The following is a 12,352-nucleotide window of genomic DNA, read 5'->3' on the forward strand; positions in this document are numbered from 1 at the left end:
GCTACGCGGTCCCCCTCCCCACGAGTGGGGAGGATGAAGCAGAAGGCCTAGCGGCTGCGGTTGCGGCGCCGGTCGGTCGCCGCGCCGCCGCCGGGGCGGTCGCTTTCGCGGCGCCAGCGGATCGACAGGCTGGCGTCGCCTTCGCCGCCGAACTTGGAGCTGACGGCCAGGTTGCGGCGCACCTGCCATTCGACGTTGACCGCCGCGCCGCCTTCGCCGCCGCCGATGATCTCCAGATAGACGTCGTCGGTGATGTAACGCCCGCCGGCGACCGTGAGGCTGGAGGCCTCGCCGCCGAAGGACAGGCGGTCCAGACCGGCCAGTTCGCGCAGGTTTCCGATGACGTCGAAGCCGCCGCCGCCGGCCAGCGAGGCCACGGCCGAGGCCAGTTGCGCCGCCTCGAAGCCGGACAGTTGCGAGGCCGAGCGTCCGAACAGGACCTGCGACAGGATTTCGTCCTGGGGCAGGGAGGGGGTCGAGGTCAGCTCGATCTTGGGCTCTGCCGCCGTGCCGGTGACCTTGATAGTCGCGGTCAGGGTCGGGTCTTCGCGCACCGCGGCCAGATTCAGGCGAATGCGGGCCGGATCGGTAGAGAGACTGACTGAACCACTGTCGTTGAAGACGAAGCGCTTGCCCGCGAACTCGTAGTCACCGCGCACCACACTGGCCGTGCCGGTGAGCTGAGGCTGGGCGATGGTGCCGCGCACGCGGGCGTCGGCGGTCAGTTCGACGTTCAGGCCGCGTCCGCGCACATGGATCTCGCGGCCGGTCAGGTTCAGGTTCAGGCCGATCTGCGGCCCGCGCGCCTTGGTTTCGGTCTCGACGGGATCGCCGCCGGGGCGGTTGATCTCGACCACGTCCATCTTCACCACCCCGTTGGAGCCGGGCAGGTTAGGCGAGATATTGGCCTCGTCGATGTTCAGGTCGCCGCTCAGCTGGATATTGCCGTCGGCGCCGCGCACCGCCGTCAGCACCCCGTTGGCGCGGGCTTCGGCGATGTCGTTGTCGATGACGCGGAAGCGGGTCAGTTCAAGCCGCAGGGTCGAGCCGGAACCCTGACGCAGGCCCAGATTGCCATTGCCGGTCACCGTGCCCTTGAGGCCGTCGGCGGCCTCGAAGCGCTCGATCACGGCCTGGCTGTCGTCGAAGCGGCTGGCCAGGGTGACGCCTTCCAGACGAAGGCCGGTGGCGCTGTCGCGGAAGGCGCCCTGGGTCAGGTCCATACGGCCGTTCAGGCGAGGGGCGTTCAGCGTCCCTGCCAGGGTGGCGCGGGCATTGACCTGACCCGACAGGGATTGGGCGCCGCCGAGGAAGAGGTCCCAGATGGGCTGGATCTGGCCGTTGATCGCCACCTGGCCGGACATGTCGCGGGTGCGGGCGACAGCCAGACGCAGCGGGGCGGCGGAGGCCTCGACCGGCAGGCTGACGTCGGCCGAGGCCTGAACCGCCGTGCCGTCGTTGGCCTGGGCGCGGATGCGCAGGATGTTGTCGGTCAGGTCAGCGTTCAGGGCGCCGTCCACGGCCAGGCCGCGCGGAGCGTCGATGCTGCGCAGCTGCTTCAGGTCGACGTTGGCCGAGCCGTTCAGCCTGTCGCCCGAGCCCTGCAACGAGACGCGGCCGGTGATCTGACCGCGCAGGTCGGGGGTCAGCGAGCCCATCTCGATGTTGCTCATGTCGGCCTGGATGACGCTCCCGTCCTTGTCCTGACGCAGCTCGCCGGTCAGCACGCCGCCGCCGACGCCCAGATCGACCCGGACCACGCGTCCGTCGCCGTTCAGGGCGATGATGGCGGGGGCGCGGGTGGTGAAGGCGACCTCGCGCACGCGCCCGCCGCCCCGCAGGGTGACGGACTGAGCCGGGCCTTGGCGCGAATACTCGCCCGTGCCGTTGAACTGAACCGGAGTGGCGCCGCCGACATCGGCGGACAGGGTGAAGGGCAGGCGCTCGAGCGTGCCCTGGCCCTTCAGCGATAGGTTGCGCACGACCCAGGTCGAACCGGCGAGGCGGACGTTGCGGCCGGTGACGTCCAGGACGGCGCTCTGATCGCCGCCGCCGTCGGTCAGGCGCACCCGGCCATTGGCCTCGCCCGAGGCCAGGAAGGCGCCCTGGCGCGCGGTGAAGGTCAGGTCGGCGCTGGAGGGGTAGTTGTTGGACAGGGCGATCGCGCCCTGGGCGGTCACGCCGCCGGCGTTGACGTCCACATCGGACAGGCGAAGCTGTTTGCCGCCGAGGAAGAAGTTCCCGGAGGCCCGCGCCGGGCCGTAGTTGGAGCCGGAGTTCAGCACGATCCGGCCGTCCGAGGCGTCAGCGCCCTTGCGGAAGCTGAGGATCAGGTCGGCGTTGGTCAGGACCAGGCCGCTGGCGGAGACCTTGTCGAAGGCCGCGCGCAAATCGGCGCGGGGCTGGGCCAGGGTGCCGGTCAGGGCGCCGTTTCCGCTCATGGCGCCGTCGATGGCCACGGGGCCGACGCCGAACGGGCCGCGAGCGTCCCAGTCAAGCGCCAGGCGCAGCTTGCCGCCCTCGATCAGGCCCTTGGCGCCCATGCGCCCGGCGGCGCCGGTCAGTTCGCTGTTGTCGATGGCCAGGACGCCGCCGCGCCACGAGCCTGCGGCCTTGAGACGCGGCGTCTGGCCCAGCAGACGGTCCAGTTCGTCCATGCCGATGCTCATGCCTGAGCCGCGCCCGTCGAAGCTGAGCGTCCATGGCGTCTTGCCACGGGCCTTGCCCGCCTGGATCGGGCCGCTGAACGAGCCCTTGGCGCCGGGACGGATGCGCGAGATGTCAGTGATGTCGGCGACGCCGCGGAAGCTGAGGCCGCCGGTGAGGCTGCGTCCGCCCGAGCCGGTCAGGGTCAGGGCCTGGCCACGACCATCGATCTTCCTAAGCACATAGGCGCCGTCAGCAGTGCGCGAGCCCTGAAGCTGCACGCGCGGCGTTGCGCCCAGCAAGGCGCCGATGATGCCGGCGGTCGAGCCGCCGACCGCGCGGGCGTCGGTGGTGATGTCGAACTGACCCTTGTTCACGGCGATGTCGAGCGGCCCGGAGATGCGGGCGGCCCGGTAGCTGGCCAGGTCGGCGTTCTGAAGGCTGGCCGAGCCCTGCAGCGTCCAGGCCTTGGCGTCGCCCTTGAATACGCCGGTGTAGGTGGTGGCCTCGGCCAGGGTGTAGCCCACCAGCCGGGTCAGCGACGGGGTGGTGATCGTCAGGTTGATCCCGTCGGGCGCATTGCGATCCTTGAGTTGGATCAGGCCGCGGGCATGGGACTGGATGTTGTCGGCGCTGAGGGTCCAGGCGACGCCCTGGAAGCCCTCGCGGGTCTTGTCGGGCGTCGTGGCGAAGCCGAAGCGGGCGGTGCGGCCGATGCGCTCGACGAAGGGGGCCAGCAGATCGGAACCCGAGAAGTCGGCGGCGCCGCCGATGCGCGCCCCGTCCTCGCCGTAGCGGCCCTTGACCGACAGGGGGATGAAGTCGCCGGTCTTGACCTCGACGTTGACGATCTCGCCGTTGACCACGGCGACGGCCGAGAAGGGCTTGTCCGGGGAGTAGCCCAGCGCCCCGGCGATGGGGCCGCCCTGGGCCTCTCCGGCGCGCAGGTTGACGCGCAGATCCTCGGGCGTCTTGCCGATGACGGCCTTGAGCAACAGGTGATCGCCCTTGCGGTTCAGGCTGAAGGCGTCGACGTTGACCACCTTGTCGCCCTTGCGGGGGATTTCGGCGTCGCCGCTGAGGGTCCAGCGACCGTACTCCTTGGAGAAGTCCTCCATCAGTTCGACGTTGGTGCGGAACTTGTCGATATCGACGGAGATGGCCTGAGGGCCGCCCGGTTCGGTGCGGGGTTCCAGCAGGGGGCGCCGGATGATCCGGATCTGGTCGGCGCTGATCTCGCTGGCGTGGAAGCGGCGCATCACCAGCGGCCAGTAGGACCAGTCCACACGGACATTGGTCGCCTCCAGCCAGACGCCCTCGGCGTCGGTCATGGTGACGCGGCCCAGGGTGAAGTCGTCGAACAGGTCGCCCTTGAGCCCCTCGACGTTGATGCGGCCATAGCGGCTGATCTTCTTGCCGGCGACGAAGCTGGTGATCAGCTCACGTCCCGAATCCGAGACCAGATACATCCGTCCGCCGACCGCCAGGACGATGGTCAGGGCCAGCAAGACCGCGACCACGATGCCGCTGACGAAGGCGATCAGTTGCAGGCGTGTGCGCTTGCGCTTTTCCGCCTTGGCCGGCGTGTCGGCGGCTTCCGCTTCTGGTTCGTGAGGCGGAGTGTCGGTCAAAACGCCTGGCCGATGCTGATGTAGAGCTGGAAGTTGGAATCGCCCTCGCGCTTGTCCAGCGGAATGGCGATGTCAGCCCGGACGGGGCCGAACGGGAGCTTGTAACGCACGCCGACGCCCGCTCCGTAGCGAATGTTGTTGAAGTTGGGCGTTTCCTGGAAGCCGATGGCGCCGGCGTCGATGAATCCGACGGCCTGGAACTTGGCGCCGATGTCGTGGCGGACCTCGATCGAGGTTTCGAACAGCGACAGACCGCCGCGCGGGGTGTTGTCGGGCAGGCGCGGGTTGATGCTCTGATAGGAGTAGCCGCGCACCGAGCCGCCGCCGCCGGAATAGAAGAGGCGATCCGACGGCACGGTCAGTTCCTCGCCGCCGATGATGGAGCCGAGGCGGGCGCGGCCCGCCAGAACGGTCTCGGCGCCGTCCTGCAGGGGCAGATAGGCCGTGGCCTGGCCCTCGGTCTTGAGGAACAGGACCGTGTCTTCGCCGGCCACGGCGGTCGGCTGGGCCGAGACGTAGAGGCGAAAGCCGCGCGTCGGGTCCAGCGGATCGTTGGAGCGATCCATGAAGGCGGCGGCGCGGCCGGTGACGATGGCCAGGTCGCGGTCAAAGGTGATCGGGGCCTGGGTGACCGGATCGAAGCGGTTTTCGGTGTACTGGCCCGCGTCCACGCCCAGGCCATAGGTGAAGAAGGAGGTCTTGCCGATGCGTTGCGACAGGTCGGCGTTCAGGCTGACGGCGCTGCGGTCATAGGCGTCGGTCTGTTCGTTGACGAGGTAGGAGGACAGTCGCAGCGTTCGCCCCGGCTTTCGCCAGTGAGGCAGGCTGATCTCGCCGCCCAGGCGGCTGTCGATGCTGGCGTATCGGCCGCCGTATTTCACGGTCGCGGCGCGGCCCAGACGGTTGAAACGGGTCTGGAAGACATCGACGCCGACGCCCTCGGCGGTTGAATAGGTGGCGCCGGCTTCCAGCAGGCTGCGCGCGCGATCGGACAGGCCGACAACGACAGGGCGCAGGCCTTCGGGCGTCGCCTGATCCGGCGCGGCCAGGGAGACGTTGACGCCGTCATAGACGCCGGTGTCCAGCAGGCGGCGCTCCAGCTCGGCCACGTCCTCGGGATCATAGCGATCCCCCGCCTTCCACGGCGCCAGGCCGGCGACCCAGTCGGGATTGGTCGAGCCGCGCGTGCGGACCTGCACCCCGTCCAGACGCACCAGAGCGCCCGAGGCGATATTGAAATTGGGCTGGACGGTGAAGCTGGCGTGATCGACCACGACGCGACGCGGTTCGGCCTTGGCGTCGGCGTAGCCTTCGCGCGTCAGGCCGGCCACGATGCGGCCTTCGGCGGCCAGGACGTCGGCGGCGCGGCCCGGCTCGTCCGGCGTCAGGCCGATGTTCTTGGTCACGACCTCGGCGGTCACGGCGTCGGGGACCGGGGCGACCCAATTGACCTTGGTCTCCCCCAGGGCGAAGCGACGGCCGGGTGTGACGGTCACGACGGCGACCGGCGTCTGTTCGCCTTCGACGTCGTCCTGAAGCGTGGGCTGATAATAGCCTTCGGAGCGCAGAAGGGCCTGTGCGGCTTCCAGGGCGCTGCGCGCGCGGCGGCGCGCCTCGAACCGGTTGGCCGGGGCGGCGTCGACCTGACCCACGGCCTGTTCCAGCTGACGGCGCAGTTCGGCGTCGATCTCGCCGCGGATCTGGGCCTTGGGCTCGGCCGCCAGCGCGGCTTGGCCGCACACGACCCAGAGCGCCACACCGGCGAGAAGAAGAGAGGGCCGCGACGTCAAACTGGAGCCTTGGTTCAGGACGCTAAAACCGGGAGCGGACGCCGTTCAGGCGGAATCAGTAGAACAGCGTATCGCTTTCGGGTTGCACCGTCTGTTCCGAGGTGCGTTGTTCGGGCGGCAGGGTATCGACCGGAGCTGGCGCGTCGGTCGCAGGGGCGGCTTCGGCTTCGGCCGCGACGGGCGCAGCGGCTTCTTCGGCGGCGGGTGCAGCCGGCGCCTCGATCTGGACCTCGTAGGACTCAGATTGGCGCGGCTCGTCGCAGGAAGCGAGCAGGGCTGCGGCGCCAAAGCCGGTCGCCAACAGCAAACGTTTCATAATCAACTGGTTCATCTGACTTCTTCCCCCTTGTGGGGTGGCAAACGCCGACTGGGGCGCAGGGTTCCGGTCCTTTGTTTACCGAAGGAGAATGAACCGCAACTGAACCTTTTAGGACACGTCGAGAACGGATGGCTCGGCCCAGTCGGCCAAGGCCCGATCCAGGGGCAGAACCCGGCGTTCGGCGCTGATCGCGGCGGCCGCCTCCGCGAATCGGGGGGCCGGGGCGGGTTGAGTGATTCCGGCTTCGACAAAGGTTTCGCGCGCCCGGTTGTGGGGGTGGGCGGCGGCCTCGGCCATGGTCAGGACGGGAGTGACGCAGGCCTCAGTCCCAGCAAAATGGGCGGCCCAGTCGTCGCGGTCGCGCGTGGCGAACAGGGCTTTGATCCGGGCCTGCAGAGCGGGCCAGTTGGAACGGTCGAACTGCGGCGCTTCGTCAGGCGTCAGGCCCAGACCGTTGATGAAGGCCGCGTAGAAGCGCGGCTCCAGCGCCCCCACGGCGACGAACCCGCCATCCTTGCACGTGTAGCAGCGGTAGAAGGGCGTGCCGCCGTCCAACAGGTTGGCTTCGCGCGCGTCGCTCCATAGGCCCCGCGAACGCAGGGCGTGGAACAGACTGGTCAGCAGGGCCGAGCCGTCGGTCATGGCGGCGTCCACCACGCGGCCGCGCCCGGTGCTTCTGGCCTCGAGCATGGCCGCCAGCACGCCGCTGACCAGCATCATGGCCCCGCCGCCGTAGTCACCGATCAGGTTCAGCGGGGGAAGGGGCGGTCGGTCGCCCGCACCCATCGGATAAAGGGCACCGGACAGGGCGATGTAGTTGATGTCATGGCCGACCTGATCCGCCATCGGCCCGGTCTGGCCCCAGCCGGTGACGCGGCCATAGACCAGGCGGGGGTTGCGCGCGGTGCAGATGTCGGGGCCCAGACCCAGCCGCTCCATGACGCCGGGACGAAAGCCCTCGATCAGGGCGTCGGCGCTTTCGATCAGGGCAAGCACACGGTCGCGATCATCGGGTGATTTCAGATCGACCGGCACGGCGGTTCGCCCGCGATGCAGCACCTCGCCGCCGACATCGTCGAAGACGGCGGCCGGGGCGGCGCCGCCGCGCGTCAGACGCAGGACCTCGGCCCCCATGTCGGCCAGGACCATCCCGGCGAAGGTGACCGGCCCCAGGCCGTCGAATTCGATGATGCGCAGTCCGGCCAGAGGTCCCATGCCGCCAAGCTAAACCGGAACGGCGAGGCGGCGTCACCTTCTTTCAGGCGGGGGACATAACCGTGGTCCGTACGATTTCCCCACAAAATGCGCATCTTCCCGCGCTGCGGCCCTTGACCTCCATCCGCGAATGAACCAGAAACCGCCTCCGCAAACAGGCGCTGCGCTTGTTGGCGAGAAACAACCCAAGTGGTTGATTTCAAAGAGTGTGCGCCCCTAGCTCAGTTGGTTAGAGCATCTGACTTTTAATCAGAGGGTCCTCGGTTCGAGCCCGAGGGGGCGTACCATTTTTCCCCAATAAAAATAGTAGCTTAGCTGAGTGGCGAGTGCGGCGTGGTTAGACGCCGCTCATCAATCATAGCGTTATGCTAGCCAGCGACGCGGTCTAAGAAGCTGTCTCGCCATTGCGCCCCGAACGCAGTTATCGGTATCGTGGCGTTTGAACGCGCCGACCTTTGGCGCTGCAGACGGTCGGGGGACCATGGCTTACCGTAATAAGACGTATATCGCCTTCGATGGCGACAAAGACATGAGCTATTACCGCCTCATGACCGCTTGGTCCGCGAACGAGCGGTTCGACTTTGAGTTTCACAACGCTCATGATCTCAACACTGCCCGTGACACTAGCCAAGAAGAGAGCATAAAACGCCAGCTGAGCGAGCGATTTGCTAACACTAAATTGTTCATCATACTGATTGGTGAAAGCACTCGATACCTTACCAAGTTCGTTAGATGGGAAATCGAGACTGCAATTCGATTGGGTTTGCCAATAATTGCTGTGAATCTGAACGGGCAACGAAGCATCGACGAACTTTGCCCGCCATCACTTAAATCTGCATTGGCAATATACGTTCCATTTGGCGAAAAGATTATTACCTATGCGCTGAATAATTGGCCTGGCAGCCATGACGCGTACATGAAATCGGGAGAGACCGGTCCCTACCATTTCAACGACAGCGTCTATACGTCACTGGGCTTGTAAAATGCCATATCTCCTCAGGTCCATGGCGACTTGGTCCTTCTGGCGTCACGCGATTTTCTCGCCGCCAGCGGCGGCCCGTATTCTGGCGACTGTAGGTGGCTTGTATCTCCTGATGGAGGTGTTTGACTTCTTCAAGCTGTATACGCGTGACCAGTATAGTCAGTTTGCAATATTTCCTCTGATCGCGGTGGCTATCGGTTATGTGATTATAAGCAGGCGCCCAATCACGCGGATTGCGTACAAGCTTCCCAATAGGGATTATGTTATTGAGGTTCGGATAGGGGATTTATTCTTTGGCGACAACGATGTTGTCGTTAGTGCGAATACCACATTTGACACCAATATGGCGAACGGCTTGATTTCTACAGAAAGCCTGCAGGGACAGGTCGCAACGCGGTTCTTTAATTCAAACACTAGCGCTATCGACGCGCAGCTTGACCGCCAGTTGAGAGGCATTGAGCACGTTGAACGGCAAGATGCTCCGGGCAAGACTAAGGAATACCCCATCGGAACAGTCGCCCGTGTGGAATCTCACGGCCGAACGTTCTATTTCGTGGCTATGGCCCGGCTCAGCGCGGACGGCACAGCTAGTTCGTCACTCCGAGAGATTGAGGACGCCTTGGAGTCGCTGTGGCGTTTCATCACCGCGCGCGGTGAGTTGAAGCCGTTATCGATTTCAGTGATGGGTACGGGCCGAGGTCGAACGGGTTATCCGCGAAAGAAGATGGTAGAGCGGATTGCGCAATCGTTTGCTGAAGGCTCGCGAGGCAGAGTTTTTGCCCCTCGATTGACGATAGTCGTTCGGCCAGAAGATGCTGAGAATTTCGGTGTGAATCTTTATGAGATCCGAGACTATCTGGCTCAAAGCCTGCACCCTTAATTGTTACGCCAGAATAGAAAGAGTGCGTAATGGCAAGCATGACTGATCCGGCTCGCGAATTAGGCGAGATAGCTAAGCGCCTCACTAAGGGTAATGACGCTAAGGGAGCCCAGTTTCTCGCTAATTCGTTCGGCGTTGCGCCGTGGTCCACGTCTTTCTATAAGATCATTGCGTGTATACTGGAGCGAGCGGAGCAGGTCGCCACCATCGTTCAGCGTTCGGCGATGGATGAAGACCACATCCGGGACGCCGTAGATCACTTGGAAGGTTTCCGATCAGCATTCGCTGGTAGTGCGCTCGTGAACTCTTGGAATAATTCCGGTCACGGGTTGACCTTGATGAAAGATCACGGACAGCCGATTCAATTTCTGTCTCCAACTGTTCGCCAGTTCGTCGCTTATCCGAGACTCAATGACGAGGAGATTGCCGAGCTAATCGCTCTCATAGTCCGTTATCGCGATGAAGTTGCCATGGCGAGTGACGCGCCACCTTTCGTGCGGCAAGCCATCCTAGATGGGTTAGGTTTGTTTCGCTTCCAACTGGAGAACATCGGGTGGATGGGCGCGGGCTATGTTCTCTCAGCGTTTCGCGAAGTGCTCCAAGTCTATGAGGTGGTCCAAAACCAAGACATGCCGGATGCGTTCGACCCGCGAGCGCTTCTATCGGGACTGACTTCGATAATTATCAAGTTCAAAGACGGCGTTCAAAGCGCAAAAGGCTGGGCTGACACAGCGGAGACTGTTTGGAAGGTCTATCAAGTCGGTAGCACTTTCGTGCCGCCCCTCCTGCTCACCTCACAGTTTGTCGGGCGCTAAAGCCGTATCCACCGCCGGAAGCAACGCACGACCACGGGCATGTCCCGGCTGTCGTAGCGGCCCTCAGCGATCCCCGCCTCCGTTTCGGCTTCAAACGCCGCCCAGCCCTCTTCGCCGCCAAATTTGGCGAGCAGAGGTGGCACCTGCTCCACCTCAAGCTTGGCTACTCTCGCCAGCATGGATCTGATGGCCGCCATGTGGTCAGTCCCGGCCCAACGCGGCCCGTACAGGCGGGCGCACGGTCAGGGCTCCCATTCGCCCATGCCCACCAGCATGTCGTAGGCCTCCTGCCGCACCGCCCCGTCGTTTTCGTCGCGCACCACCCCCTTTAGGCTTTGGACGACCCACGCCCGCAGCTCCTGCTCGCCCTCAAAGGCGATGGCGACAAACTCCTCAAGGCTGCTGCCCATGAAGTTCAGCGCTTCGGGCAGGGTGGCTGGCAGCACCTTTACCGGCAGCCCGCATTTTTCTGCGATCTGTTTCGCGTGGGCCGTCACCCGTTCATGCTGGGCGGGCGAGTGGAGGGCGACGAACTTCCCATCGACGAAGGTGAGCAAGGCTAGGTCCTTTGGCAGCGGTTCGGCGGTGACGATGCGGTTTGGATTGATCCAGCTGTTCATTTGTTCAGTTCCTTCTGTTCAAGCGCAGCTAGCCGCGCCTCCAACTCCTCGGTGGCGCGGATGGTGCTGAGCGCCTGCACGGCGTCGATGATCTGCTTGCCTACGTCTGGGGCCACCTGACCGCGGGCCACAGCTGCCAGCACCTGCTCAACTTGCCGGGCCACGGGCGCGGTGGTGTCGAATTCGAAGGCGACCTTTTCCATCTGGCCACGCAGGACGGGGGCTATGCGGGACAGGACCAGCGACGCCGCCTGCATGTCGCCCTCTAGGGCCGCGTCAACGACCACACGGGCCACAGCGGGGGCGTCGTCCAATAGGGCCTGCGAGACCCTGGTACGCTTGTCCACGATGCCCGGCGGCCTGCCTTTCGGGTTAGGGCTGGGACCGCCCCTTTCCCACATACGAGCCGGTTTCTGCGCCTCAGGACCGTTCTGGTCGTGCTGCTCGGTCATGCTGGCATCCTGATCTCAACAGCGCCCGATCAAGCGTCGCGGAACACGAACGCCTTTTCGGCGGCCGTCTTCGCCTCGCGAAGCGCCTTCGCTTTGTCGGGCGGGGCGCCGACGGCCTTCTCCAACTCCGCGAACACTAGCCCGCCCCGGTTGGTGATGAGATCGCGTGCGCCCTTCATCGCCCTGACGCGCTTGGCGACCTCGGGGCTATTGCGCTCATGCCACTGGCGCAGCAGCGCGCCCTGCATCCCGGAGTCTAGGCCGGAAAGGTAGGAAGGAGCCCCCAGGACGGACGAGACGGTCACCGCGTCCCCTGCCGCCAATGCGCTCTGGATGAAGCCCAGCCGCTTGTTGTTTGGCAGCGCCTTTACGTGCGAGCGGATTTCTACGGCAACGCCTTGGGCGGCCACGGACGTGACCGGGGCGCTCAACTGCGCCTCCAGCGCGGCGATGCCCTTGTCGAGGCTCGCCATCGCCCCGTCCATCTGGCGTGCGATCCGGCTGAAAACCTTGTCGGCGAATTCCTGAGTATGGATTGTCTGCTGCGCTTCGTTCCACGTCGGGTTCGTGCGCGCCTTCTCGCGGGCGGAGTGGACCTGCCCGATCCCGATGTAGGCTTCGCTGAAAGCCGTCTCCGCGAGACTGACATAGGGCGCAGTCTGCTCGTCGTACCCGTCGACCTCCTTCACGTTGTCAGGATGAAGAGACGGAGTAACTCGGGTGTCAATGCCTTCTGACATATTAGAAAACCCTCTTCTTGGCTTGCTACTTGCTGTTACGGTACGCGATCACGCTGAAGTTCAGCAAGCAAAAGTGGGGCAAAGTTATTATTGAACAGGGGGATACATCTGTTCAGCTTCCAGCAAGAGCGCCATACTCGACATTTGCGGGTCGATGGATGGGGGCGAATGGCAGGGCTGGATAGACGGTGACCACGCGCGGGGGCAACGACGGGCCTCTAGGGGGCCTCTAGCCGGCCTCTAGCCGGCCGCGCTTCAGCGG

At 64.9% G+C, this 12,352-nt stretch carries 11 protein-coding genes and 1 tRNA gene; 4 read left to right on the forward strand and 8 right to left on the reverse strand.

Annotated elements, in window-relative coordinates; translation table 11 throughout:
- Positions 1-47 precede the first annotated feature (47 nt).
- From RTY13_RS14475 to RTY13_RS14490, 4 genes are all read right to left on the reverse strand, one after another.
- Complete coding sequence (locus tag RTY13_RS14475; protein WP_312784437.1) at positions 48-4,277, reverse strand: translocation/assembly module TamB domain-containing protein; 4,230 nt, start codon at positions 4,275-4,277, stop codon at positions 48-50.
- Complete coding sequence (locus tag RTY13_RS14480) at positions 4,274-6,067, reverse strand: autotransporter assembly complex family protein (RefSeq protein ID WP_312784439.1); 1,794 nt, start codon at positions 6,065-6,067, stop codon at positions 4,274-4,276. Before RTY13_RS14480 ends, RTY13_RS14475 begins: the two co-directional genes overlap by 4 nt.
- Positions 6,068-6,122: 55 nt before the next feature.
- Complete coding sequence (locus RTY13_RS14485; protein WP_312784441.1) at positions 6,123-6,398, reverse strand: hypothetical protein; 276 nt, start codon at positions 6,396-6,398, stop codon at positions 6,123-6,125.
- Between the two features lie 96 nt (positions 6,399-6,494).
- Positions 6,495-7,601 carry a CaiB/BaiF CoA-transferase family protein gene (locus tag RTY13_RS14490; protein ID WP_312784443.1) on the reverse strand — a complete coding sequence of 369 codons (1,107 nt, stop codon included), beginning with the start codon at positions 7,599-7,601 and terminating at the stop codon, positions 6,495-6,497.
- 210 nt (positions 7,602-7,811) lie between these two features.
- Here RTY13_RS14490 and RTY13_RS14495 point away from each other — a divergent pair.
- From RTY13_RS14495 to RTY13_RS14510, 4 genes are all read left to right on the forward strand, one after another.
- A tRNA-Lys gene (locus RTY13_RS14495) sits at positions 7,812-7,888 on the forward strand.
- 194 nt (positions 7,889-8,082) lie between these two features.
- The gene (locus RTY13_RS14500) at positions 8,083-8,583 is read left to right on the forward strand and encodes a TIR domain-containing protein (protein WP_312784445.1); all 501 of its coding nucleotides are present in this window, start codon (positions 8,083-8,085) and stop codon (positions 8,581-8,583) included.
- Positions 8,584-8,605: 22 nt separating this feature from the next.
- The gene (locus RTY13_RS14505; protein ID WP_312784447.1) at positions 8,606-9,463 is read left to right on the forward strand and encodes a macro domain-containing protein; all 858 of its coding nucleotides are present in this window, start codon (positions 8,606-8,608) and stop codon (positions 9,461-9,463) included.
- A gap of 29 nt (positions 9,464-9,492) precedes the next feature.
- The gene (locus RTY13_RS14510) at positions 9,493-10,278 is read left to right on the forward strand and encodes a hypothetical protein (RefSeq protein WP_312784448.1); all 786 of its coding nucleotides are present in this window, start codon (positions 9,493-9,495) and stop codon (positions 10,276-10,278) included.
- Here RTY13_RS14510 and RTY13_RS14515 read toward each other — a convergent pair.
- Genes RTY13_RS14515 through RTY13_RS14530 form a run of 4 tightly spaced genes read right to left on the reverse strand, consistent with a single transcriptional unit; the run spans position 10,275 to position 12,090 of the window.
- Entirely contained in the window at positions 10,275-10,475 is a 201-nt protein-coding gene (locus RTY13_RS14515; protein WP_312784449.1) for a hypothetical protein, read from the reverse strand. The two genes, RTY13_RS14510 and RTY13_RS14515, sit on opposite strands and share 4 nt — an antisense overlap.
- Before the next feature lie 45 nt (positions 10,476-10,520).
- Positions 10,521-10,898: a hypothetical protein gene (locus RTY13_RS14520; RefSeq protein WP_312784450.1), complete on the reverse strand. Its 378-nt coding sequence runs from the start codon at positions 10,896-10,898 to the stop codon at positions 10,521-10,523.
- Positions 10,895-11,350, reverse strand: coding sequence for a DUF5681 domain-containing protein (locus RTY13_RS14525; protein WP_312784451.1), 456 nt, complete (start codon positions 11,348-11,350; stop codon positions 10,895-10,897). Before RTY13_RS14525 ends, RTY13_RS14520 begins: the two co-directional genes overlap by 4 nt.
- Before the next feature lie 29 nt (positions 11,351-11,379).
- Complete coding sequence (locus tag RTY13_RS14530) at positions 11,380-12,090, reverse strand: hypothetical protein (RefSeq protein ID WP_312784452.1); 711 nt, start codon at positions 12,088-12,090, stop codon at positions 11,380-11,382.
- Positions 12,091-12,352 lie beyond the last annotated feature (262 nt).

The organism is Brevundimonas sp., assembly GCF_032055285.1.
Classification (GTDB): Bacteria; Pseudomonadota; Alphaproteobacteria; order Caulobacterales; family Caulobacteraceae; genus Brevundimonas.

Bases quoted from the DNA above. Each gene is read 5' to 3' on its own strand.
- RTY13_RS14485 (WP_312784441.1), bottom strand. From the start codon at position 6,398: ATGAACCAGTTGATTATGAAACGTTTGCTGTTGGCGACCGGCTTTGGC.
- RTY13_RS14490 (WP_312784443.1), bottom strand. From the start codon at position 7,601: ATGGGACCTCTGGCCGGACTGCGCATCATCGAATTCGACGGCCTGGGG.
- RTY13_RS14500 (WP_312784445.1), top strand. From the start codon at position 8,083: ATGGCTTACCGTAATAAGACGTATATCGCCTTCGATGGCGACAAAGAC.
- RTY13_RS14505 (WP_312784447.1), top strand. From the start codon at position 8,606: ATGGCGACTTGGTCCTTCTGGCGTCACGCGATTTTCTCGCCGCCAGCG.
- RTY13_RS14510 (WP_312784448.1), top strand. From the start codon at position 9,493: ATGGCAAGCATGACTGATCCGGCTCGCGAATTAGGCGAGATAGCTAAG.
- RTY13_RS14515 (WP_312784449.1), bottom strand. From the start codon at position 10,475: ATGGCGGCCATCAGATCCATGCTGGCGAGAGTAGCCAAGCTTGAGGTG.
- RTY13_RS14520 (WP_312784450.1), bottom strand. From the start codon at position 10,898: ATGAACAGCTGGATCAATCCAAACCGCATCGTCACCGCCGAACCGCTG.
- RTY13_RS14525 (WP_312784451.1), bottom strand. From the start codon at position 11,350: ATGACCGAGCAGCACGACCAGAACGGTCCTGAGGCGCAGAAACCGGCT.
- RTY13_RS14530 (WP_312784452.1), bottom strand. From the start codon at position 12,090: ATGTCAGAAGGCATTGACACCCGAGTTACTCCGTCTCTTCATCCTGAC.